Here is a 22082-nt window from a genome sequence, read left to right on the forward strand (position 1 = left end):
ACCCGGGAGGAACTCCGTTGAGCGCGGACACCGTCGCCATCATCGATTACGGCTCGGGCAACCTGCACTCGGCCGCCAAGGCCTTCGAGCGCGCCGCCCGCGAGACCGGGACCGAGTCCCGCATCGTCGTCACCTCCGATCCCGCCGTGGTGGCCGCCGCCGACCGGGTCGTGCTGCCGGGCGTCGGCGCCTATGCCGATTGCCGGCGGGGGCTGGATGCCGTCTCCGGCATGGTCGAGGCGATGACCGAGGCGGCGCAGGGCCGCGGCCGGCCGTTCCTCGGCATCTGCGTCGGCATGCAGCTGCTGGCGAGCCGCGGCCTCGAATACGAGGTCACCCCCGGCCTCGGCTGGATCCCGGGCGACGTGGCGCCGATCACGCCGTCCGATCCCGGCCTGAAGGTGCCGCATATGGGCTGGAACACCCTGGATGTGCGCCACGCCCACCCGCTGCTCGACGGCATCCCGACCGGCGGCGAGGGCCTGCACGCCTATTTCGTGCACAGCTACGCGCTCGTGCCCGCGGAACCCGGCGACGTGGTCGCCACCGCCGATTACGGCGGCCCGGTCACCGCCATGGTGGCCCGCGGCACCGTCGCCGGCACCCAGTTCCATCCCGAGAAGAGCCAGACCCTCGGGCTGCGGCTGATCGGCAACTTCCTGCGCTGGCGCCCCTGACGGCGCTGCTTTCCCCATCCTCAAGCCTTGCGGTGACGACGCGTGATCCTGTTTCCGGCCATCGATCTCAAGGAAGGGCGCTGCGTCCGCCTCGTGCAGGGCGACATGGCGCAGGCCATCGTCTTCAGCGACGATCCGGCGGCGCAAGCCGGGACGTTCCAGGAGCAGGGTTTCTCCTGGCTCCACGTGGTCGACCTCGACGGCGCCTTCGCGGGCGCGCCGATGAACGCGGCTGCGGTCGACGCGATCCTGGCCGCGGTCACGATCCCGGTGCAGCTCGGCGGCGGCATCCGTGAGATGCGCACCGTCGAGGGCTGGCTCGCCAAGGGCGTCAGCCGGGTCATCATCGGCACCGCCGCCGTGAAGGACCCGACCTTCGTGCGCGAGGCGGCCCGCCGCTTCCCCGGCAAGATCGCGGTCGGCATCGACGCCAAGGACGGGCGTGTCGCGGTCGAGGGCTGGGCCAAGACCTCGACGGTGACGGCGGAGGAGCTGGGCCGCCGCTTCGAGGATGCCGGCGTCGCCGCGATCATCTACACCGACATCGCCCGCGACGGCATCCTCAAGGGCCTCAACATCCCGATGACGCTGGCGCTGGCGCAAGCGGTGAAGATCCCGGTCATCGCCTCGGGCGGGCTGGCCTCGATCGAGGACGTGCACCGCATCCTGGAGCCCGATTGCGCGGGGCTCGCCGGCGCCATCACGGGCCGCGCCCTCTATGACGGCCGGATCGACCCGAAGGAGGCACTGGCTGCCATCGCGCGGGCGAAGGCGGCGCAGGGCAAAGGCGCTTGAGGACAAAGAGCCTGCCGGCTGCGTGAGGCGGATGGAGCCGGCTCGTGATAGGATCGGGACGGCTTATCCAGAGGCGTGAGACGACGTGACCGCCGCGACCCGTAAACCCAAGCCGGCTCCTGCTCGGCCAGCTCCCCCGCTGCCGATGACCGCCTATGCCGACGATATCTACGGCTGGGCGATGGAGCAGGCCGCCGCTCTGCGCACCGGCAACCTGTCAGTGCTCGACCGTGAGAACCTGGCCGAGGAGATCGAGAGCTTGGGCCGCTCTGAGTTCAATCGCCTCGTCAGCTTCTACGCGCTGGTCCAGCTTCACATGCTCAAGTGGCACCATCAGCCGAGCCATCGCTGCGCGAGTTGGGCCGTCTCGATCTCGACACATCGCAAGCATGTGAGCCTGACGATCGCCGACAACCCGAGCTTGAAGTCGCGTCTCGACGAAGCATTCGAGCGCGCCTATCTGCAGGCGCGGCACGATGCGATCCGTGAGACCGGCTTCGCTCCGGCAATATTTCCGATCGACTGTCCCTTCACGCGCGACGAGGCGATGTCACTCCCCTTCCTCTACGAGTAGAGCCAGCATCCCGTGCGCAAGACCCGCATCATTCCCTGCCTCGACGTCAAGGACGGCCGGATCGACTCGATGCAGGCGCCGATCGCCATCGCGCGGACGGCAGGCGCCCGGGCAGGTTGAGGCGGACGAGTTTGCCGCGTGATAGGATGGCGACGGCTTTCCGAAAGGCGTGTGACGACGTGACAGCCGTGACCCGTAAATCCAAGCCGGAGCCGGCGCGATCGACCTTGTGCCCGGCAACGGCTTATGCCGACGACATCTACGGCTGGGCGATGGAGCAGGCCGCGGCCTTGCGCGCCGGTGACCTCTCCGCCCTCGACCGCGAGCATCTGGCGGAGGAGATCGAGAGCTTGGGGCGCTCCGAACTGAGGAGCCTCGTCAGCGCCTGGCGGGTCGTATTGCTGCATATGCTGAAATTCGACCACCAGCCAGCGCGGCAGACGAGGAGCTGGGCACTGTCGATCCGTGACCAGCGCGACGAGGCGGCCGACATTCTCGCCGACAGCCCCGGCCTGAAAAGCCGGCTCGACGACGCGATGGCCCGCGCCTATCGCGGCGCCCGGGTCGATGCCGCGCGGGAGACAGGTCTCCCGCTGCGGACCTTTCCCGAGACATGCCCTTACACGCGCGACGAAATGCTCACGCGCGATTTCCCCATCGACTCGAACTCCTGAAACGGCGCCCGTGCTCAAGACCCGCATCATCCCCTGCCTCGACGTCAAGGACGGCCGCGTCGTCAAGGGCGTCCAGTTCCTCGAACTGCGCGATGCCGGCGATCCGGTCGAGGCCGCCAAGGCCTATGACCGCGCAGGCGCCGACGAGCTCTGCTTCCTCGACATCACGGCGAGTCACGAGGCGAGAGGCATCCTGCTCGACGCGGTGAGCCGCACGGCGGAGGCCTGCTTCATGCCGCTCACCGTCGGCGGCGGGGTGCGCAAGGTCGAGGACATCCGCACCCTGCTGCTCGCCGGGGCCGACAAGGTCTCGATCAACACCGCGGCGGTGAACGACCCGGATCTCGTGGCACGCGCGGCGGAAAAGTTCGGCGCACAGTGCATCGTCGTGGCGATCGACGCCAAGCGCGTCTCCGGCGAGGGCGAGCCAGCCCGCTGGGAGATCTTCACCCATGGCGGCCGCAAGCCCACCGGGATCGACGCGATCGACTTCGCCCGGCTCGTGGCCGGGAAGGGGGCGGGCGAATTGCTCGTCACCTCGATGGACCGGGACGGGATGCGCTCCGGCTACGATATCGGGCTCACCCGGGCGATCAGCGACGCGGTGAACGTGCCGGTGATCGCGTCGGGCGGCGTCGGCGGCCTCGACGACCTCGTGGCCGGCGTGCGCGACGGCGGGGCGAGCGCGGTGCTCGCCGCCTCGATCTTCCATTTCGGCCAGCACACCGTGGCGGAGGCCAAGGCCCACATGGCGGCGGCCGGCCTCGCCATGCGGCTCGATCCGACGCCCTGATCGTCGGCAATCATCGCGGGACTTCGTCGGGCAAGCCGCTTGACCATCCGGCACGGCCGGCCCCAGGGTTCACCCGGAGACATCTATGGCAGCCGCATGACCGCCTTCACCCTCGCCGACCTCGACCGCATCGTCCGCGAGCGCGCCGCGGCCGCGCCGGAGGAATCCTACACCGCCAAGCTCGTCGCCGGCGGGCCGGCCCGGCCGGCGAAGAAGCTCGGCGAGGAGGCGGTCGAGGCCGCGATCGCCGCGGTGCAGGGCGACCGCGCCGGGCTGACGGCGGAGGCGGCGGACGTGCTCTACCACCTGCTGGTGGTTCTCAGGGCCGCCGAGGTGCCGCTGGAGGCGGTGATGGCGGAACTGGAGCGGCGCACGGCCCAGAGCGGCATCGCCGAGAAGGCGGCAAGGAGGCCGGCATGAACGAGGCCGGCATCGACGGAGCCAGCATGCCCCCGACCCTCGGCGCGGCGGAACTGGCGGCGAGCCTCGACGAGGCGACCGACCACCTCTCGCCCTACCGGGTCTTCGCCCGCGAGGAATGGGCGCATTTACGTGCCGACACGCCGCTCACCCTCACGGCCGACGACGTGATGCGGCTGCAATCGCTCAACGACCCGATCTCGCTGGAAGAGGTCATCGCGATCTACCTGCCGCTGTCGCGGCTGCTCTCGCTCTACGTCGCGGCGACGCAGGGGCTGTTCAAGGCGACCCAGCGCTTCCTCCTCGCCGAGCGCGAGGTGAAGGTGCCCTACATCATCGGGGTCGCCGGCTCGGTCGCGGTCGGCAAGTCGACCACCGCCCGGGTGCTGAAGGCTTTGCTCGCCCGCTGGCCCAACACCCCGAAGGTCGACCTCGTCACCACCGACGGGTTCCTGCTGCCCAATGCCGAGCTGAACCGCCTCGGCCTGATGGAGCGCAAGGGCTTTCCGGAGAGCTACGACTCCCCGAAGCTGTTGCGCTTCCTCGCCGACATCAAGGCCGGCAAGCGCCACGTCGCCGCGCCGCTCTATTCCCACCTCGTCTACGACGTGGTGCCGGGGGAGACCACGGTGGTCGACCGGCCCGACATCCTGATCGTCGAGGGGCTGAACGTGCTGCAGCCCGCGCGCCTGCCGCGCGACGGCACCGCGATCCCGTTCGTCTCGGACTTCTTCGACTTCTCGGTCTATCTCGACGCCCACGAGGAAGACCTGCACCGCTGGTACGTCAACCGCTTCCTGCGCCTGCGCCATACCGCCTTCCGCGATCCGCTGTCGTATTTCCGCAAGTATGCGGAGATCAGCGAGGAGGAGGCGCTGGTCATCGCCGACGGGTTGTGGAACCGCATCAACCTCCTGAACCTGCGCGACAACATCGTGCCGACGCGCCAGCGCGCCAGCCTGATCCTCGCCAAGGGCGCGAGCCATCGCATCGAGAGCGTGGCGTTGCGGCGGTTGTAGGACGCGCCGCAGCACGTTTCATCGCCGTCGACCACAAATCTAGGCTTGTCCGGGACGCGGGCTCCCTTCCCCCTGCGGGCGGCCAAGGGCCACCCAGGCTTCGGCCGGTTTGCCGCGCCGGGCGTCGTTCGTCCTTTTCCCGGAACGGGAGGGACGGATGGAAGGGGTCGGCGGCGGGAACGCATCCGCTCCTGGCTGCGGACGCGCAGGACGAGGCGGTGCTGACTCGAGATCGTGTCTCGACCGCCGAACTGCTCCGGAATCACCGCCGGCGCGGCAGGGCATGCATCCGGACCGAAATTCGACCCGGACAGCTCTGCCGCCCGCGGGGAGAGAGGATGTGCGGCGCCTCGTTCTTGTCCCGCCGAGCCTCGCTCCTGTCGCAGCAGGCCGGATTCGGGCGCTCCTCGAGGCCCTTGAGGTTGCCGCATCGCCCGCGACGAACCGGTCTCCACGTCGTCGGGAAAGGCTCCAGCCGCCTGCGCCGGCACCGCTTTTCCGGTCTCGCCCCGCCAGCGTTAACCATTTTTTAAGCCTTCCAGGCGATAACCAAGGCGGTCCAGCTTTCTGGATGTCGAGTGGTCTCTGTCCACTCTGTTTGATGCCTCCCTGTACGACTCTTTCAGCCGCCCCCCGTGGGCGGCTTTCTTTTTTCCGCTCCCTTGCCGCCGTTCTCCGCGATTTTCCCGCTTTCCCCGGGATCGTCCATCCCCTGCCCGCGTTGACGTTAAGGTTAATCAATCGTTGACGGCGCGCGATCCGCGTCATGGCGCTATCGTTGCGCCAGACAGCCCGAGCGCACCGTGAATGTCCCGTAACGAAGCGGGACCGGCGTCGCGGTGGCACAGGAGGGATCATGGGCGTGATGGACGTGATGTTTCGGGACGAGCAGCCCACCGTGCGGTTCGGCGAGACCTTCGTGGCCTCCGAGAGCTTCAAGATGCTGTTTCGCGAGGGAATGACCCTGGTGGAGGAGACGGCGGCCTATCTCGACGGTCCCGGCCGCGACGAATCGCGCCTGCTCGCCCGCCACGCCGCCCTGACCTATGCCAGCGAGAGCATGCGGCTCACCACCCGGCTGATGCAGATCGCGTCCTGGCTCCTGGTGCAGCGCGCTGTGTCCGAGGGCGAGCTGAGCCTGAGCGAGGCCGCCGAGGAGAAGACCCGGGTTCGCCTTTCCACCACCGAGCCGAACGAGAGCGGCCCGGTCCTGATCGCCGAACTGCCGCTGTCGCTTCAGGCCCTGATCGCGCAGTCGAAGCGCCTGCATGCCCGCATCGTCCACCTCGATCGCCTGATCTCCGACGACCGCCCGACCCCGGAGCCTCGGGTGAGCCCGGTCTTCGCCCAGCACGACATGCTGCGCGTGGCCTTCGGCTGAAGGCCGGTGCAGGGGGGAGGGCGCGCCCCTCCCCGGTGCCCGGTGCGGCGAAAGACCCGGGAGATCCGGGCACGAAAAAAGCCCCGACCGCGAGGCCGGGGCTTTTTTCGTGCGAACGATGCCGCTGCTTACTTCTTGGTGAACGAGATACCGGCGAAGCGCGAGTTGAAGCGGGACAGGCGACCGCCGCGGTCCAGCAGCTTCTGCTCGCCGCCGGTCCAAGCCGGGTGCGTGTTCGGGTCGATGTCGAGGTTGAGGGTGTCGCCCTCCTTACCGTAGGTGGAGCGCGTCATGAACGAGCTGCCGTCGGTCAGCACCACCTTGATGAAGTGGTAGTCCGGGTGCTCGGTCGCCGTGCGGGCCACCTTGGGGGTCGCGACCGACTTGCCGGCGGGGACCGCCTGCTTGGCGGCGGGGGCTGCTTGCTTTGCCATGACGAATTCCTAGAGTGCGACCCGCGCCGAACGCTCCGCTTCGGGCCGCGGCCATTGATCGCGCGTAATCGGATGAGCGGCGGCCTATACCTCACCTCCGTGCGCCAAACAAGCGCCGGCACCCCGGACAGCACGACAGTTCAGATGGCACGTAACGACACCGCCCGTCCCCGCGCCTCCCTCGGGGCCCTGAAGCCCCTCATTCCCTTCGCGGCGCGCTACAAGGGCCGGATCGGCGCCGCGATCGTGGCGCTCGTCGCCGCCTCGGGCGCGACCCTGACGGTGCCGGTGGCGGTGCGCCGGGTGGTCGATCTCGGCTTCGCTCACGGCGAGGTCGGGATGATCGACGCCTATTTCGGCGGCCTGATCGGGGTGGTGGCGGTCCTCGCCGTCGCCAGCGCCGCCCGCTACTACTGCGTCGTGACGCTCGGCGAGCGGGTGGTGGCGGATTTGCGCGCCGCCGTGTTCTCCCGCCTCACCACCCTCGATCCCGCCTTCTTCGACCGGGCGCGCAGCGGCGAGCTGGTCTCGCGCCTGACCGCGGACGCCGCCCAGGTGAAGTCGGTCTTCGGGGTCTCGCTCTCGATCCTGCTGCGCAACCTGTTCCTGTTCGCCGGCGCGGTCGGGATGATGGTCTGGACCAGCCCCCGGCTCTCGGTGCTGGTGCTGGCGGCGATCCCGCTCATCGTCTTCCCGCTGATCCTGTCGGGCCGCGGCGTGCGACGCCGCTCGCGGGCCGCGCAGGACCGGCTCGCCGACGCCTCGGCCTTCGCCACCGAGGCGGTGGGGGCGGTGCGCACCATGCAGGCCTTCGGCATGGCGCCGGCCACCGCCGCCCGCTTCGCCGCGGCGTCCGAGGAGGCGTTCCTGGCCTCGCGCGGCTCGGCCCGGGCGCGGGCGCTGCTCACGGGCGTGGCGATCTTCCTGATCTCGGCCAGCGTCGTCGGCGTGCTGTGGTACGGCGCGCAAGGGGTGGCCGCCGGCACGATCTCGGCCGGGCAATTGTCGCAATTCGTGCTCTACGCGGTGTTCGGCGCGAGTGCGCTCGGCCAGCTCTCGGAGGTCTACGGCGAGTTGACGCTCGCCGCCGGTGCCGCCGAACGCCTGGGCGAGATCCTCGACACCGTGCCGGTCATCGCCGCGCCGGACCGGCCCCGCGCCCTGCCGGTGCCGCCGCGCGGCGAGATCGCCTTCGAGCATGTGCGCTTCCATTACCCGACCCGGCCCGAGCACGCGGCGCTCCACGATCTCAGCTTCACGGCGGCGCCGGGCGAGCGCGTGGCCCTCGTCGGGCCGTCGGGCGCCGGCAAAAGCACGGTGCTGCAACTGCTCCTGCGCTTCTACGATCCGGAATCCGGCGAGGTGCGGATCGACGGCGTGCCGGTCGACGCGGTCGAGCCCGAGGCCTTGCGCGCCCGCATGGCCCTGGTGCCGCAGGACCCGGTCGTGTTCAGCGGCAGCATCCTCGACAACATCCGCTACGGCCGGCCCGAGGCGGACCAGGCCGAGGTGGAGCGCGCAGCGACCCAGGCCCATGCCGACGGTTTCATCCGCGCCCTGCCGCAGGGTTACGCGACCCATGTCGGCGAGCGCGGCGTCACGCTCTCGGGCGGCCAGCGGCAGCGCATCGCCATCGCCCGGGCGATCCTCAAGGATGCCCCGGTCCTGCTCCTCGACGAGGCGACCTCGGCGCTCGACGCCGAGAGCGAGCGGGCGGTCCAGGCCGCCCTCGACGTGCTGATGAAGGGCCGCACCACCCTGGTCATCGCCCATCGCCTCGCCACCATCCGGGCCGCCGACCGCATCCTGGTGCTGGAGGACGGCCGCATCGCCGAGGAGGGCACCCACGACGCGCTACTGGCGCGTGGCGGGCTCTACGCCCAGCTGGCGGCATTGCAGTTCGGTGCCGGGGTCGACCTGGCGGGGGAGCGGCAGGTGGCGGAGGTGTGATACGAAATCCGGAAGAACACTTCCGGATTTCGTATCACCAGCCCGCGCGGCGCGTGAGCGAAGCCGATTTCCGCATCGCGAAGCGATCAGTCGGAAATCGTATGATACGGCTTCCGAAGATTCCTTCCGGACGCCGTATCACCAGGCCCGCGCGGTGAAGCCGTAGGCTTCACACGCCTGAGCGAAGCCGGTTTCCGCATCGCGAAGCGATCGATCGGAAGCCGTATGCGAGGCGCCTCGCCCGTTCCGGTAGGTCCTTCCCCCATCCCTCGACCTGATCCTGAGGTGTTGGCGACCGGAGATCGCGCTCCATCGGAGATGGACTGATCTCGAAGGGGGCTCCAGTTAGCCCTGAGACTTCTGGATCCCTCCTTCGAGGCTCCTTTCAGTCGCACCTCAGGATGAGGCCGCGGATGGGAGGAGGATGCAGATCGCGTTGCAGCGTGAGCCGTAATACCAACGGCCCGAGATGCTGACGCCTCGGGCGTTTGGCCCATCTCGAATCTTCGACACCAAGCCCAGAAGTCCGGGACCTCGGGCTTGGCGAAAATCCGAGAACGGGACCAATGGTCGTTTTCAACGACCGTCGGGATAATCCTGTCACCGCTCCGTCAGCTTCATCTCGATCCGACGGTTGCGGGCATAGGCCTCCTCGCTCGTCCCGGTGTCGAGGGGCTGGAACTCGCCGAAGGCGCCGGCGAGCAGGCGCTGGGGCGGGATGCCCTTGCCCACGAGGTACTGCACCACCGCGATGGCGCGGGCCGCCGACAGCGCCCAGTTCGACGGGAATTGCGAGGAGTTAATCGGCCGCGCATCGGTATGGCCGTCGACCCGCAGCACCCACGGGATGTCGGCCGGGATCTGGCGGTTGAGCTCCAGGATGGCGCTGGCGATCCGGTCGATCTCCGGCCCGGCCTCGGGCTTGAGCACCGCCTGGCCGGCGGAGAACAGCACCTCGGATTGCAGCACGAAGCGGTCGCCGACGATGCGGATGTCGGGGCGGTTGCCGAGGATCTGGCGCAGGCGCCCGAAGAAGTCCGAGCGGTAGCGCGCCAGTTCCTGCACGCGCTGCGCCAAAGCCACGTTGAGGCGGCTGCCGAGATCGGCGATGCGGGCCTGGCTCTCGCGGTCGCGGGTCTCGGACGCCGCGAGCGCATCCTCCAACGCTGCGAGCTGCTGGCGCATCGCGGAGATCTGCTGGTTCAGGAGATCGACCTGGCTGAGGGCGCGGGTGGTGGCGCCCTTCTCGGCATCGAGCTGGCGGCCGAGTTCCGCCGCCTTGCCTTCCGCGCCCTGGCCGCCGGCGAGCAGATCCTGCAGCCGTCGGCGCTCGGCTTCCGACCCTTGCAGGTTCGCCCGAAGTCCCGCGGCGCTGTCCTCCAGCGCACGCTTGCCGGAGCGCTCCAGCGCCAGGAGGTCGGTCAGCTCGGAGATCTGGCGGTTCAGCCGTTCCAGCACCGTGTCGCGGCCCGACAATTCCTGCGACAGGAAGAACTGGCCGGTGACGAAGATGGTGAGCAGGAAGACGACCGAGAGCAGCAGCGTCGTCAGCGCATCGACGTAGCCGGGCCAGACATTGAGGGCGCGGTCGCGCCGGACGAGGCGGCCGGCCATCAGGGTCTCACTCCACCTTCGTCTCTCACTCGACCTTCTCCCGGGCGAGGCGGTCGAGCACCTGCTTCAGCTCGCGCTCGCGGTTGGCCTGCGCCTCGACCCAGTCGCGGATCATCTGCTGCTCGGCCCGCATGTGCTGGACGAGGCCCTGGATGCCCTCGGCGAGGTTCGCCATCGCCTGGGTGCTGGCGCGGCCATGCGCCGTGCTGTCGCCGACCAGGGTGCCGAGCCGCGTCATCGCGTCGGCGATGTCCTTCAGCACCGCGTCGCCCTTCGGGGCGGGCTCGGGTGGGCGCGGCGGGGCGCTAGCGAGCGCGGCCGATGCCGGCACCGTGACGGGGACCGGAACGGGCGCCGGCGCCGGGCCCGCGGCGGTGACGAGCCAGTCTTCGAGTTCGTTGTAGAACCGGTTGTGGGCCTGCCCCGCCTGGAGGTCGAGGAAGCCGATCACGAGGGAGCCGGCGAGGCCGAACAGCGAGGCCGAGAAGGCGAGGCCTATTCCCGACAACGGCACCGCGAGGCCGCTCTTCAATTCGTCGAACATCACCGCCGCGTCGCCGCCGCCCGCCCGCATCGAGCGGATCACGCCGCCGACCGCCGAGAGCGTGTCGATCAGGCCCCAGAAGGTGCCCAAGAGGCCGAGCAGGATCAGGAGGCCGCCGATGTAGCGCAGGATCTCGCGCCCCTCGTCGAGCCGCGACGCCACGCTGTCGAGGAGCGGCTGGAACTGCCCTTGCGGGTGCGGCCGGCCGGCCCGCGCCTCCTGGAGCGCCGGCACCAGGGCGCCGAGCACCCGGGGGCTGCCGGGATCGGCGGCGCCGGTGGCGGTCCGGTTGGCGAAGCGCACCTCGCGGAAGAGGCGCTGCACCTGCCCGAACGCCATGATGATGGCGATCGAGGTCGCGCCGAGGATCAGGCCGTTGAGGCCCGGATTGGCCATGAAGGCCGGCACGATCTGGCGATAGAGCACGAAGGCCAGGAAGCCGGCCAGCGTCAGGAACACCGCCATGCGGACGAGGTAGATCCGCGGCGATGTCAGGGGAGGGGACGCTGCGCTCGCCGCCATCGCGGGCCGTACTCACTGTCGCGGGGCCATCCCCTGCCTCGCGTGGCGGGGGCCGCCGGCACTGTGCCGGGTGCGGCTTGGCCGATCAAGCCGGCCCGAGCCGGCGTCCCGGGGGTTTTCAATCCCAGTGCCGCGGCCAGGTTTCCTCGAGATGCGGCCCGAGGCGCACCGGGCTCACCCGCCGGGCGAGGCCGGTGGCATCGTCGGTCTCGACCGCGATGCCGCAGAGCGTGCCCTCGCCGGTCGCGGCTTCGAGCCGGCTGCCTGGGGTCTTCTGCAGGAAGCGGCGGACCGGCTCGTCCTTCTGCATGCCGAGGACCGAATCGTAGTCGCCGCACATGCCGACATCCGACATGTAGGCGGTGCCGCCCGGCAGGATGCGGTGGTCGGCGGTCGGGACGTGGGTGTGGGTGCCGACGACGAGGCTCGCACGCCCGTCGAGGAACCAGCCGAAGGCTTCCTTCTCGCTCGTCGCCTCGGCATGGACGTCGACGATCACCGCATCGGCGGCGTCGCGCAACGGGCAGGCCGACAATTCGCGCTCGGCCGCCGCGAAGGGATCGTCGAGCGGATCGAGGAAGATCCGGCCCATCACGTTGACGACGAGGACCCGGGCGCCCGCCCGCGTCTCGACCACCGTGGCGCCGCGGCCCGGCGTGCCGGGCGGGTAGTTCGCCGGGCGCACCAGCCGGGGCTGGCGGGCGATGAACACCATCGCCTCGCGCTGGTCGAAGGAGTGGTTGCCGAGCGTCACCGCGTCGGCGCCGGCATTGATCAATTCGTCGCAGATGCTCTCGGTGATGCCGAAGCCGCCGGCGGCGTTCTCGCCGTTGATCACCACGCAATCGAGGCGCCAGCGCTCGCGCAAGGCCGGCAGGCGCTCGCTCACCGCCAGGCGGCCCGGCCTGCCGACGATGTCGCCGAGAAAGAGGAGGCGCATGGCGGGGTTCAGTCTCCGGTGGGGTGGATCAGGCCCGCCTCGGTCACGATGGCGTCGAGGGGCCGGTCGTGCGGGCCGTCCGGCACGAAGGGGGTTTCCTGGGCGGAAAACGCGATGCCGATGGCGAGCGCACGGACCGGCACGTCGAGGCGGGCCAGCGCCCGGTCGTAATAGCCCTTGCCGTAGCCGATGCGGTGTCCGCGCCGGTCGAAGGCCGCGAGCGGCACCAGCAGCACGCGGGGATCGACGATCCGCGCATCGGGCCCGGGCTCGCTCAGGCCGAAACCGCCGGGGCTAAGCGCGTCGCCCTCGGCCGTGAGGCGGAACACCAGCCCGTCGGGCGTGACTTGCGGCAGGGCCACGGCCTGTCCGCGGGCGCGCAAACGCGCGATCAGCGGCCGCACGTCGACCTCGCTGCGGATCGGCCAATAGGCCGAGACCACGTCGGCCTGCGCGATCTCGGGGAGGGACAGGACCGTCTCGGCGATGCGGCGGGAGGCGTCCTCGCGGGCCTCGACCGCCAGCCCGTCCCGCCGCGCGAGGGCGGCGTTCCGCAACGCGGCCTTGTCCGGGGAGGCGGGGGAAACGTCCGTCGTCATGTCAGTCCAGCGCGGAGCCACGAGAGCCGTTGGAGAATCGATCCCGGGAAACCTACGAAGTAGGTGGGCGCCGTTATGCCCCGGTCCACGGACCAGGGCAGTGACAGCTCCCGAGGGAGTCGATAAGGCCCCGGGGATATTGTCTCCTGACGAGAACCGCAGCCCCGCCGACCCCATGTAGCGTCGCCGGGGCGGTTGCGAAAGGGGGCGGATGGGGGGATTTGGGGCCGAGGGCTGAAGCGGAGGAGCGGGTGCATCCCGCACGACCGCGGCATCGGGAATGTCCCACCCCGCGACCTCATCCTGAGATGCCGCGCAGCGGCCTCGGAGGAGGGCTCCAGACACCTCAGAGATCCCTGGAGCCCTCCTTCGAGGCTCCCTCCGGTCGCACCTGAGGATGAGGTCGCAAGTCGGGGTGTCTTTACCACGCGATCCGACGCAGGCCTCTCGAATAAAGATCGCAAACGCTCAACAAATCCCACAGGACCCCATGAGCCCGAAAGCCGTCCTCGCCCCCGTCTTCGTCCAGGTCCTGCTGACCCTTCTCCTGCTGCTCTGGACCGGGCGGGCACGCTTTGCCGCGGCGCGGGCCGGCGCCGTGACGCTGAAGGACATCTCGCTCGGCGAGCGCACCTGGCCGGCGCCGGTGCAGCAGGTCTCGAACGCCTTCGCCAACCAGTTCGAATTGCCGGTGCTGTTCTACGTCCTGACCGGGTTCGCGCTCGCGACGGGCAAGGCCGATCACCTCTTCGTCGGCCTCGCCTGGCTGTTCGTGCTGACCCGGATCGCCCATGCGGGGATCTACGTCACCGGCAACGTGGTGATCCGGCGCTTCCAGGCCTTTTTGGCCGGGGCGATCGTCCTGATGGCGATGTGGGGGATCTTCGCCGTCAGGATTCTCGTCGCTTGAAGCCGGCTTCTCGCCATCCCGGCGCGAGGAGGGTAAGGGGGCCATCCGTGTCTTTCACGAAACTCCCGATCACCGTCGTCGCGCGCCGAGGCGGCGTCGGCGCGGCGGGAGTTTCGCGAGGGCACTCAGTAGCGCGGGGCCCGCGGCGGCGGGCTGCCGTATTCGAGCTGCGTCTTGGCATCGTAGGGCCGGGGCGGCGGCGGGGTGAGGTCGACGGCCGGCGCCGCCGGGGCGGTGGCGCAGGCGCCGGCCGCCAGGGCGATCAGGCCGGCGAGACTCACGGCGAGGGCGGACGGGATGGGACGACGGATCATGCGAGCGGAACTCCGGCTCTGCGGGTGGAACGGTCAAGGTGTCGGGACGCGCCTAGCCGAAAGCTTGGCCGGGATGAGCCGGTCCCGCGGCACAAGCGTGGCGGTTTCGCGATGACCCCCGGCGCCCGTCTCTCCGCCGCCATCGAGGTCCTGGCCGATATCGCCGAGCGCCGCCGCCCGGTGGCCGATGCCCTGAAGGATTGGGGCCTCGCCCACCGCTTCGCCGGCTCCGGCGACCGGGCCACCATCGCCACCCTGGTCTACGATGCCTTGCGCCGGCGCGCCTCCGCCGCCTGGATCATGGGCGAGGAGACGCCCCGCGCCGTGCTGATCGGCTCGCTGCGGCTCCAGCGCGGCCTCGCGGCCCAGACGGTCGCCGGTCTGTTCACCGGCGAGCGCTTCGCGCCCGCCCCCCTCACCGAGGCCGAGCGGACGAGGCTCGAGACCGGGACGCTCAATGACGCTCCGGTCCACGTCGCCGGCGACGTGCCCGAATGGGTGGTGCCGTCGCTGGCGGCAGCGCTCGGCGACGATCTCCTGCCCGAATTGCGAGCGCTCGCCCGCCGTGCGCCCCTCGACATCCGGGTCAACACCCTGAAGGCGACCCGCCAGGGCACCGCCGAGGCGCTGCCCCATCTCGCGCCCGAGCCGACGCCGCTCTCGCCGGACGGCCTGCGGGTGCCGCTGGGCGAGGACGGCCGCGGGCCGGCGCTCCACGTCGAGCCGGAATTCCTGGACGGCTGGTTCGAGATCCAGGACGAGGGCTCGCAGCTCGCCGCCCGCCTCTCCGGGGCGGATGCCGGCATGACCGTGATCGACCTCTGCGCCGGCGGCGGCGGAAAGACCCTGGCGCTCGCCGCCCTGATGAACAACGCGGGCCGGCTGATCGCCACCGACGGCGATCCGCGCCGCCTCGCGCCGATCCACGAGCGCCTGCGCCGGGCCGGCGCCACGGCCGAGATACGCACGCCGCGCGGCGGAAAAGGGCGCCCGGACGTGCTGACCGACCTCGACGGCACCGCCGACCTCGTCCTCGTCGATGCGCCCTGCACCGGCTCGGGCACCTGGCGGCGCAACCCGGATGCCAAGTGGCGCCTGCGCCCCGGCAGCCTCGCGACGCGGGTCGCCGAGCAGGAAGCGGTCCTCGACCGCGCCGCGCGGCTGGTGCGGCCGGGCGGGCGGATCGTGTACATCACCTGCTCGCTCCTGCCGGAGGAGAACGACGCGGCCGTGGCCGGGCTCGCAGGCCGGCGCGACGACATCGCGCCCCGGCCCCTCGACCTGCCCGACGCGGTCGCCGCCAAGGTCCGCCGCACCGCCCACGGCATCCAGATGAGCCCGGAGCGGACCGGCACCGACGGCTTCTACGTCGCGCTCCTGGAGCGCACCGGCGCTCACCCTTGAGACGCGCACGGGCCGGATCATCCCTGAGACGGGCGCGTCGCATCGCCAGGGATCGTGTCCCAGGGCGTGCCCGGTACTTTTCGGCCCGGTACTTTTCCGCCGTGCATTATCGGCAGCTTGGCTTATGCAGGGTGGACGAGGGGTCGTCCCGCGGCCGGCGAGCCTTGGCCTCGCGCGCTTTGGGGCATGGGTCTTCGGGATAGGGGTCGGGTCCTTCGGGCGTATCGGACGGTCGGCATGGCGCTGCATCGCAGGACGTTGCTCACGGGAACGGCCGCCCTCGCCCTCGCGCCCGCCGCCGCGCAGGAGCGGCCTGCGGGCCAGGACAAACCCCGGGAGACACCCTTGGGGCACGACGCACCGCCGGAGACCGCGCCCGGCGCCACCCTGGAGGTGATGCCGCTCTGGCCCGGCAGGCCGCCGGGGGGCGGCGGGCCCGGTCCGGACGGGCCGCGCTTCGACGAGAGCCGCGAGGGCGTGGTCACCGGCGTCGCCGAGCCCTGCCTGCTGGTGATGCGCCCGGCGCGGTCGACCGGGAGCGCGATGGTGATCGCCGCCGGCGGCGGCTACCGTCGCATCGATCTCGGCCACGAGGCGGTGCCGGTCGGGCGCTGGCTCAACAGCCTCGGCGTCACCGCCTTCGCGCTGGTCTACCGCCTGCCCGGCGAGGGCTGGGCGGCAGGGGCCGACGCGCCGATCCAGGACGCCCTGCGGGCGACGCGGCTGGTGCGGGCGCGGGCCCGGCGCTACGGCTACGAGCCGAACCGCGTCGGGGTGATGGGCTTCTCCGCCGGCGGCCACCTCATGGGCGCGGCCAGCACCCGCTTCGCCGCGCCGCTCTACAAGCCCGTGGACGAGGACGATGCGGTCTCCGCCCGGCCCGACGTCGCGGCGCTGATCTACCCGGTCATCACCCTCAAACCCCCGTTCGACCGTACCTCGAGCCGCCGCGTCCTCGTCGGCGACAGCCCGACCCGGATCGCCACCGAGACCTACTCGGTCGAGACCCGCGTGCCGCCCGAGACCCCGCCGACCTTCCTGGCCCAGGCCGCCGACGATCCGATCGCGGTCGTCGACAACTCCCTCCTGATGTTCTCGGCTTTGCGGGCCGTCGAGGTGCCGGTGGAGATGCACCTGTTCGAGCGCGGCGGCCACGGCTTCAACCTCGGCGTGCCGGGGTCGCCCGCGGCGGCCTGGCCGGGCCTGTTCGCGACCTGGGCGAGGCGGCGCGGGTTCATCCGGCTGTGAGACACCGGATTTTCGAATGGAAGCGTCCATCAGACCAACCAAGGTCCATACTGGTTCTTCCAATCCCGATTGACACGGCGTCCGGCCGCGCCGCATCATCGCGGCCGTGACCGACCAGCTGCCCCCCGACCCGAACCTCTCCGCCCCCCTCGGCCACCTGGAGGGCGAGTCTCCGCCGGCCCCCGACTGGTTCCGGGACGCCGTCGCCGCCGCCCCCGAGATCGGCCGCGTGACGGTGAAGGGCGCGCGCCTCGAGACCTTCGCATGGGGGGAACGCGGGCGACCGGGGCTGATGCTGCTGCACGGCAACGGGGCCCATGCGGGCTGGTGGCGCTTCATCGCGCCTTATCTCGCGGACGGCTACCGGGTCGCGGCCCTGTCCTGGTCGGGCATGGGCGGCTCGGACTGGCGCGAGACGTACGACCTCGACACCTTCGCCGACGAGATCGAGGCGGTGGCGAAAGGCACCGGGCTGTTCGACGCCGGGATGCCGGTGATGGTGGGGCATTCCTTCGGCTGCTTCCCGATGCTGACCGAGGCGGGACGGGAATCCGGACGCTGGCGCGGCGCGGTGATCGTCGATCCGCCGATCTTCTCCCCCGAGCGCCGCACCGGCCGCCGGCGCGAGGACGGGCGCTACGCAGCCCATCGGATCTACCCGACCCTGGAGGCGGCTTTGGCGCGGTTCCGCTTCGCGCCGATGCAGCCCTGCGACGCGCTCTACATCGCCGATCTGATCGCCCGGGAATCGCTGAAAGAGGTGGCGGGCGGCTGGACCTGGCGCTTCGACCCGTCGCTCTGGGCCCGCCTCGCCCTGCCGGACCGGGCCGCGATGGTGAAAGGAGCCCGCTGTCCGCTGGCGCTCGTCACCGGTGCCCGCTCGGACCTGATGCGGCCGGCCGATGCGGCCTACGTGCAGGGCCTGCTGCCGCCGGGCTCGCCCCGGATCGACCTGCCGGAGGCCTATCACCACGTGATGGTCGACCAGCCGCTCGCCTTCGTGGCGGCGCTCCGGACGCTTCTGGCGCTCTGGCCGAACTGAAGAAGAGGGCGGCCCCGCGGGGCCGCCCTTCCGCAATCTCAGGCGTGGCTCAGTAGCAGCGGCGCACCTTGCGCACCACCACCCGGCCGAAGGGCCCGCGGGTGCGGGTCACCTGGACCGTGCAGCGCGGGCCGCGGCGGACCACCCGGCGGGTGACGTACTGCGCCTGCTCGATCGAGGCGACGGGCGCGACGCCGTGGCCGGGGGCGACCGGCATGGCCGAGGCCGGCGCGAGGCTGAGGCCCGTGGCGAGGGTGGCGGCGATCCCGAGGACGATGGCTCGCATGGCGAGGTTCCCTGTCTGGTGGGTTGGGGGCGCCTCACTCGCCGTTAGCGCCTGAACATCCGGTTAATGCCGTGGACGCACCATGGCCTTGCGGCTGCGGCGCGTTGCGCGGAGCTTGAGCCTCGTCTAACTCATCGTTCCATGACGACCGAGCACGACAAGATCCTCATCATCGATTTCGGCAGCCAGGTGACCCAGCTCATCGCCCGGAGGGTGCGTGAGGAGGGCGTCTATTCCGAGATTGTCCCGTTCCAGGCGGCCGAGGCGGCCTTCGCGGCGATGAAGCCGCGGGCGGTGATCCTGTCGGGCGGGCCGGAATCGGTCACGGTCGATTCCTCGCCGCGGGCGCCGCAAGCGGTGTTCGAGGCCGGCGTGCCGGTGCTCGGCATCTGCTACGGCGAGCAGACCATGGCGGCGCAGCTCGGCGGCGAGGTCGAGGGCGGCCACCATGCCGAGTTCGGCCGGGCCGAGGTCGAGATCATCGCCGACAGCGCGCTGTTCCGCGGCGTCTGGCATGTCGGCGAGAAGTATCCCGTCTGGATGAGCCACGGCGACCGGGTGACGAAGCTGCCCGACGGCTTCACCACCGTGGCGATCTCGCCCAACGCCCCCTTCGCGGCGGTGGCGGACGAGGATCGGAAATTCTACGCGGTGCAGTTCCACCCCGAGGTGGCCCACACCCCCCACGGCGCGCTGCTGATCCGCAACTTCGTGCGCGACATCGCCGGCTGCACCGGCGACTGGTCGATGGCCGCCTTCCGCGAGGAGGCGATCGAGCGGATCCGCGCCCAGGTCGGCGGCGCGAAGGTGCTGTGCGGCCTCTCCGGCGGCGTCGATTCGGCGGTGGCCGCGGTGCTGATCCACGAGGCGATCGGCGAGCAGCTGACCTGCGTCTTCGTCGATCACGGCCTCCTGCGCCAGGGCGAGGCCGAGGAGGTGGTGCGGCTGTTCCGCGACCACTACAACATCCCGCTGGTCCACGTCGAAGCCTCCGACCTGTTCCTCGGCGAGCTTTCCGGGGTCACCGACCCGGAGGTCAAGCGCAAGACGATCGGCCGCCTGTTCATCGACGTGTTCGAGGCCGAGGCGAAGAAGATCGGCGGGGCCGACTTCCTGGCGCAAGGAACCCTCTATCCCGACGTGATCGAGAGCGTATCCTTCACCGGCGGTCCGTCGGTCACGATCAAGAGCCACCACAATGTCGGCGGCTTGCCCGCCCGCATGAACATGAAGCTCGTCGAGCCCCTGCGCGAGCTGTTCAAGGACGAGGTCCGGGTGCTCGGCCGCGAGCTCGGCCTGCCCGAGGCCTTCGTCGGCCGCCACCCCTTCCCGGGGCCGGGCCTCGCCATCCGCTGCCCCGGCGAGATCACGGCCGAGAAGCTCGATGCCCTGCGCAAGGCCGACGCGATCTATCTCGAAGAAATCCGCAAGGCCGGGCTCTACGACACGATCTGGCAGGCCTTCGCGGTGATCCTGCCGGTCAAGACCGTCGGCGTGATGGGCGACGGGCGCACCTACGACCACGTCTGTGCGCTTCGCGCCGTCACCTCGGTCGACGGCATGACCGCGGATTTCTACCCCTTCGACATGGCGTTCCTGGGCCGGGTCGCGACCCGGATCATCAACGAGGTCAAGGGCATCAACCGGGTCACCTACGACATCACCTCCAAGCCTCCCGGCACGATCGAGTGGGAGTAGATCGGTTTCCGAACGATTCGTTCGGAAACCGAATCAGAGGGGCTGACGCCACACCGAACCCCGCGCCGGGGCATAGGCCGAGAATGCGACTCAACCTCCGGCAACAAATCGCATAGCGTACGCCTCGAACGAGGCGCGCACGCGGAAGCGGCCCGCGGCGCGATGGGGCTTTGTGGTGATGCGGAGTGAAGCGATCGCGGTCCGCGCGGAGGAACCTGATGCGGGCTCCGCCCTTCACGATGCCTGTTGCCGCCTCGTCTGGACCGCGACCGACCTGGCCTTCTGCCTCCTCGATCCGGCCGGGCGGGTCGTGGCCTGGAATCCGGGCGCCGAGCGCCTGACCGGCTTGCCCGGAGCCGAGGTGATCGGCCGCGCCTTCGCGTATGGCGAGACGCCCGAGGAATCGGCCGCCGCCCGCACGGCGGCGCTCGAGGCCGGACGCTACGAGACGGAAGGATGGTGGCCGCGGCGCGACGGCAGCCGGTTCCGCGCCCGCACCGTCATCGCGGCGGTGCGCGACGGCGACACCCTCGTCGGCTTCGCCCAGGTCATCCGCGACGCGACTCCGCAGGGGGAGGAGGGCGGCCAGTTCGAGGCGGTGGCCCTGATCCTCGACCTCGCCCTCTCGACCATGTCGCAGGGCCTGTGCCTGTTCGACGCCGACGGCAAGGTGCGGCTCCTCAACCAGCGCTTCTTCACGATGTTCGCCGTGGCAGGCGGGCGCGACCTCGTCGGGATGCCGATCGAGGCATTGTGGGCCCTCGCCTTCGCGAGGCCGGATGCCGGGGAGGGCGCGGGCGTCGCCCTGCTCGCCGGGCACGAGGCCTCGCTCGCCCGCGGCGAGACGGTCGTGGTGCCGACGCCGGACGGCCGCGCGATCGCGGTCGTGCGCCGGGGCGTCCCGGGCGGGGCCTTCGTCGTCACCTTCGAGGACGTCACACGCCAGCGCGAGGCCGAGCTGGAGATCAGCCGGCTCGCCCACCACGACGCGCTCACCGGTCTGGCCAACCGGGCGATGCTGTGGCGGTGCCTGCGCGAGAGTGCCGAGGGCGAATCGCTGCCGGCCGGCACCGCGCTGCTGTTCCTCGACCTCGACGGCTTCAAGGCCGTCAACGACGATCTCGGGCACCAGGCGGGCGACGCGCTCCTCCAGCAGGTGGCCGAGCGCCTGCGCCGGGCCATGCCGCAGGCCGGACTCGCCGCCCGGTTCGGCGGCGACGAGTTCGCCCTGCTGCTTCCGGGGGCGGCCGGCCAACTTGCGGTGTCCCTCGCCGAGGGGCTCCTGATCGAGCTCGCCCGGCCCTACGCGATCGAGGGCCAGCGGCCGCGCCACGTCACGGCCAGCATCGGCATCGCCTTCGCGGAGGACGCGACCACCCCCGATGCGATCCTGCATCAGGCCGATTGTGCGCTCTACGCCGCCAAGGGCGCCGGCAAGGCCGCCTGGCGCCCCTTCACTCCGGAGCTGGAGACCGAGCGCAGCGACGAGGAGCGTCTCGAGCAGGACCTGCGGCATGCCATTGCGGCCGGCCAGCTCGGCGTCGCCTATCAGCCGCTCATCGGCCTCGCGCACGGCGCGGTCACCGCCCGGGAGGCGTTGCTGCGCTGGACCCATCCGGGTCGCGGCCCGGTCCCGCCGCGAAAGTTCATCCCGCTCGCCGAGAAGTCGGACCTGATCCGGACGCTCGGCCTGTGGGTGCTCGACCGCGCCTGCCGCGACGCTGCCGCCTGGCCCGACCAGGCCCGGATCTGCGTCAACGTCTCGGTGCGCCAGCTCGGCGACGGCAGCCTGCCGCGGGCGGTGCAGGAAATCCTGGCGCGGACCGGCCTGGTTCCCCGGCGCCTCGAACTCGAGATCACCGAGACGGTGCTGAGCAACACCGCCGAAGGCATCGTCGACGACCTGCAGCTCCTGCACGCCATGGGCGTGCGCATCTCGCTGGACGATTTCGGCGTCGGCTCCTCGTCCCTCAGCCGCCTGCGCGCGTTTCCGTTCGATCGCATCAAGCTCGACGCCTCGTTCGTGCGCGACGCCGTCGAGCGGCCGGATTGCCGGGCGATCGTCGGCGTCGTGGCCGAGCTCGGCCGGCGCCTCGGGATCGAGACGGTGGCGGAGGGCATCGAGACGCCGGCCCAGCTCGCCGTGGTGCACGAGGAGGGGTTTACGGAAGGGCAGGGCTACCTGTTCGGCCGCGCCATCATCACGGCCCCGGCGGCGTGAGTCGCCGGGCGCCGCTCATATCG

The 22082-nt window shown here is 70.8% G+C and carries 22 protein-coding genes and 1 other RNA gene; 15 read left to right on the forward strand and 8 right to left on the reverse strand.

The window, feature by feature from the left end; all coding sequences use genetic code 11:
- Positions 1-17 precede the first annotated feature (17 nt).
- The 8 genes from hisH to rcdA all read left to right on the forward strand — a co-directional run bounded on the left by hisH (position 18) and on the right by rcdA (position 6333).
- Entirely contained in the window at positions 18-677 is a 660-nt protein-coding gene (gene hisH, locus AC3AOF_RS01190; RefSeq protein ID WP_488347466.1) for an imidazole glycerol phosphate synthase subunit HisH, read from the forward strand.
- Positions 678-719: 42 nt separating this feature from the next.
- Positions 720-1472 carry a 1-(5-phosphoribosyl)-5-[(5-phosphoribosylamino)methylideneamino]imidazole-4-carboxamide isomerase gene (hisA, locus tag AC3AOF_RS01195; protein WP_236990723.1) on the forward strand — a complete coding sequence of 251 codons (753 nt, stop codon included), beginning with the start codon at positions 720-722 and terminating at the stop codon, positions 1470-1472.
- Between the two features lie 85 nt (positions 1473-1557).
- Positions 1558-2046, forward strand: coding sequence for a DUF29 domain-containing protein (locus tag AC3AOF_RS01200; RefSeq protein WP_236990724.1), 489 nt, complete (start codon positions 1558-1560; stop codon positions 2044-2046).
- A gap of 188 nt (positions 2047-2234) precedes the next feature.
- Positions 2235-2720: a DUF29 domain-containing protein gene (locus AC3AOF_RS01205; RefSeq protein WP_488347467.1), complete on the forward strand. Its 486-nt coding sequence runs from the start codon at positions 2235-2237 to the stop codon at positions 2718-2720.
- A 10-nt stretch (positions 2721-2730) separates the two neighbouring features.
- Positions 2731-3513 (forward strand): imidazole glycerol phosphate synthase subunit HisF, encoded by a 783-nt coding sequence (gene hisF, locus AC3AOF_RS01210; RefSeq protein WP_203158668.1) that lies wholly within the window; start codon positions 2731-2733, stop codon positions 3511-3513.
- Between the two features lie 96 nt (positions 3514-3609).
- Positions 3610-3933 carry a phosphoribosyl-ATP diphosphatase gene (locus AC3AOF_RS01215; RefSeq protein WP_488347468.1) on the forward strand — a complete coding sequence of 108 codons (324 nt, stop codon included), beginning with the start codon at positions 3610-3612 and terminating at the stop codon, positions 3931-3933.
- 26 nt (positions 3934-3959) lie between these two features.
- Positions 3960-4952: a type I pantothenate kinase gene (coaA, locus tag AC3AOF_RS01220; RefSeq protein ID WP_236992829.1), complete on the forward strand. Its 993-nt coding sequence runs from the start codon at positions 3960-3962 to the stop codon at positions 4950-4952.
- An 856-nt stretch (positions 4953-5808) separates the two neighbouring features.
- Positions 5809-6333, forward strand: a complete 525-nt coding sequence (rcdA, locus tag AC3AOF_RS01225) for a protease adaptor protein RcdA (protein WP_236990727.1) — start codon at positions 5809-5811, stop codon at positions 6331-6333.
- Positions 6334-6461: 128 nt separating this feature from the next.
- Here rcdA and rpmE read toward each other — a convergent pair whose 3' ends face one another.
- A complete protein-coding gene (rpmE, locus tag AC3AOF_RS01230) occupies positions 6462-6698 on the reverse strand; it encodes a 50S ribosomal protein L31 (protein WP_236992830.1) in 237 nt (78 codons plus the stop codon).
- A gap of 213 nt (positions 6699-6911) precedes the next feature.
- On the opposite strand from rpmE, the gene AC3AOF_RS01235 reads away from it, so the two are divergent.
- A complete protein-coding gene (locus tag AC3AOF_RS01235) occupies positions 6912-8717 on the forward strand; it encodes an ABC transporter transmembrane domain-containing protein (RefSeq protein WP_236990728.1) in 1806 nt (601 codons plus the stop codon).
- A gap of 600 nt (positions 8718-9317) precedes the next feature.
- On the opposite strand, the gene AC3AOF_RS01240 is transcribed toward AC3AOF_RS01235, so the two are convergent.
- From AC3AOF_RS01240 to ssrS, 5 genes are all read right to left on the reverse strand, one after another.
- Positions 9318-10331, reverse strand: coding sequence for a peptidoglycan -binding protein (locus AC3AOF_RS01240; protein WP_236990729.1), 1014 nt, complete (start codon positions 10329-10331; stop codon positions 9318-9320).
- Between the two features lie 25 nt (positions 10332-10356).
- Positions 10357-11397 (reverse strand): MotA/TolQ/ExbB proton channel family protein, encoded by a 1041-nt coding sequence (locus tag AC3AOF_RS01245; RefSeq protein WP_488347469.1) that lies wholly within the window; start codon positions 11395-11397, stop codon positions 10357-10359.
- A 118-nt stretch (positions 11398-11515) separates the two neighbouring features.
- On the reverse strand, positions 11516-12337 hold the full coding sequence (locus AC3AOF_RS01250; protein WP_203154019.1) for a TIGR00282 family metallophosphoesterase: 822 nt from the start codon (positions 12335-12337) through the stop codon (positions 11516-11518).
- An 8-nt stretch (positions 12338-12345) separates the two neighbouring features.
- Positions 12346-12936 (reverse strand): 5-formyltetrahydrofolate cyclo-ligase, encoded by a 591-nt coding sequence (locus tag AC3AOF_RS01255; RefSeq protein ID WP_236990731.1) that lies wholly within the window; start codon positions 12934-12936, stop codon positions 12346-12348.
- 10 nt (positions 12937-12946) lie between these two features.
- Positions 12947-13104, reverse strand: a non-coding RNA gene (ssrS, locus tag AC3AOF_RS01260) — 6S RNA.
- Between the two features lie 322 nt (positions 13105-13426).
- Here ssrS and AC3AOF_RS01265 point away from each other — a divergent pair.
- Positions 13427-13846, forward strand: a complete 420-nt coding sequence (locus tag AC3AOF_RS01265) for an MAPEG family protein (protein WP_488347470.1) — start codon at positions 13427-13429, stop codon at positions 13844-13846.
- Positions 13847-13971: 125 nt separating this feature from the next.
- On the opposite strand, the gene AC3AOF_RS01270 is transcribed toward AC3AOF_RS01265, so the two are convergent.
- The gene (locus tag AC3AOF_RS01270; RefSeq protein WP_236990733.1) at positions 13972-14160 is read right to left on the reverse strand and encodes a hypothetical protein; all 189 of its coding nucleotides are present in this window, start codon (positions 14158-14160) and stop codon (positions 13972-13974) included.
- Between the two features lie 111 nt (positions 14161-14271).
- On the opposite strand from AC3AOF_RS01270, the gene AC3AOF_RS01275 reads away from it, so the two are divergent.
- From AC3AOF_RS01275 to AC3AOF_RS01285, 3 genes are all read left to right on the forward strand, one after another.
- The gene (locus tag AC3AOF_RS01275) at positions 14272-15564 is read left to right on the forward strand and encodes an RsmB/NOP family class I SAM-dependent RNA methyltransferase (protein WP_488347471.1); all 1293 of its coding nucleotides are present in this window, start codon (positions 14272-14274) and stop codon (positions 15562-15564) included.
- Positions 15565-15801: 237 nt separating this feature from the next.
- Positions 15802-16812, forward strand: coding sequence for an alpha/beta hydrolase (locus tag AC3AOF_RS01280; RefSeq protein ID WP_488347472.1), 1011 nt, complete (start codon positions 15802-15804; stop codon positions 16810-16812).
- A gap of 106 nt (positions 16813-16918) precedes the next feature.
- A complete protein-coding gene (locus tag AC3AOF_RS01285; RefSeq protein ID WP_488347473.1) occupies positions 16919-17854 on the forward strand; it encodes an alpha/beta fold hydrolase in 936 nt (311 codons plus the stop codon).
- Between the two features lie 49 nt (positions 17855-17903).
- Here AC3AOF_RS01285 and AC3AOF_RS01290 read toward each other — a convergent pair whose 3' ends face one another.
- Positions 17904-18140, reverse strand: a complete 237-nt coding sequence (locus AC3AOF_RS01290) for a hypothetical protein (protein ID WP_236990737.1) — start codon at positions 18138-18140, stop codon at positions 17904-17906.
- Positions 18141-18281: 141 nt separating this feature from the next.
- On the opposite strand from AC3AOF_RS01290, the gene guaA reads away from it, so the two are divergent.
- Both guaA and AC3AOF_RS01300 read left to right on the forward strand, forming a co-directional pair.
- Positions 18282-19838, forward strand: a complete 1557-nt coding sequence (gene guaA, locus AC3AOF_RS01295) for a glutamine-hydrolyzing GMP synthase (RefSeq protein WP_236990738.1) — start codon at positions 18282-18284, stop codon at positions 19836-19838.
- Between the two features lie 178 nt (positions 19839-20016).
- The gene (locus AC3AOF_RS01300; protein WP_236990739.1) at positions 20017-22059 is read left to right on the forward strand and encodes a putative bifunctional diguanylate cyclase/phosphodiesterase; all 2043 of its coding nucleotides are present in this window, start codon (positions 20017-20019) and stop codon (positions 22057-22059) included.
- The last annotated feature ends 23 nt before the right edge of the window (positions 22060-22082 follow it).

The sequence above is a fragment of the Methylobacterium sp. 142-1Y genome (assembly GCF_057747795.1).

Coding starts and splice junctions, on each gene's coding strand:
- AC3AOF_RS01215 (WP_488347468.1), top strand. CDS start 3,610: ATGACCGCCTTCACCCTCGCCGACCTCGACCGCATCGTCCGCGAGCGC.
- coaA (WP_236992829.1), top strand. CDS start 3,960: ATGCCCCCGACCCTCGGCGCGGCGGAACTGGCGGCGAGCCTCGACGAG.
- rcdA (WP_236990727.1), top strand. CDS start 5,809: ATGGGCGTGATGGACGTGATGTTTCGGGACGAGCAGCCCACCGTGCGG.
- AC3AOF_RS01235 (WP_236990728.1), top strand. CDS start 6,912: ATGGCACGTAACGACACCGCCCGTCCCCGCGCCTCCCTCGGGGCCCTG.
- AC3AOF_RS01240 (WP_236990729.1), bottom strand. CDS start 10,331: ATGGCCGGCCGCCTCGTCCGGCGCGACCGCGCCCTCAATGTCTGGCCC.
- AC3AOF_RS01245 (WP_488347469.1), bottom strand. CDS start 11,397: ATGGCGGCGAGCGCAGCGTCCCCTCCCCTGACATCGCCGCGGATCTAC.
- AC3AOF_RS01250 (WP_203154019.1), bottom strand. CDS start 12,337: ATGCGCCTCCTCTTTCTCGGCGACATCGTCGGCAGGCCGGGCCGCCTG.
- AC3AOF_RS01255 (WP_236990731.1), bottom strand. CDS start 12,936: ATGACGACGGACGTTTCCCCCGCCTCCCCGGACAAGGCCGCGTTGCGG.
- AC3AOF_RS01265 (WP_488347470.1), top strand. CDS start 13,427: ATGAGCCCGAAAGCCGTCCTCGCCCCCGTCTTCGTCCAGGTCCTGCTG.
- AC3AOF_RS01270 (WP_236990733.1), bottom strand. CDS start 14,160: ATGATCCGTCGTCCCATCCCGTCCGCCCTCGCCGTGAGTCTCGCCGGC.
- AC3AOF_RS01275 (WP_488347471.1), top strand. CDS start 14,272: ATGACCCCCGGCGCCCGTCTCTCCGCCGCCATCGAGGTCCTGGCCGAT.
- AC3AOF_RS01280 (WP_488347472.1), top strand. CDS start 15,802: ATGGCGCTGCATCGCAGGACGTTGCTCACGGGAACGGCCGCCCTCGCC.
- AC3AOF_RS01290 (WP_236990737.1), bottom strand. CDS start 18,140: ATGCGAGCCATCGTCCTCGGGATCGCCGCCACCCTCGCCACGGGCCTC.
- guaA (WP_236990738.1), top strand. CDS start 18,282: ATGACGACCGAGCACGACAAGATCCTCATCATCGATTTCGGCAGCCAG.
- AC3AOF_RS01300 (WP_236990739.1), top strand. CDS start 20,017: ATGCGGAGTGAAGCGATCGCGGTCCGCGCGGAGGAACCTGATGCGGGC.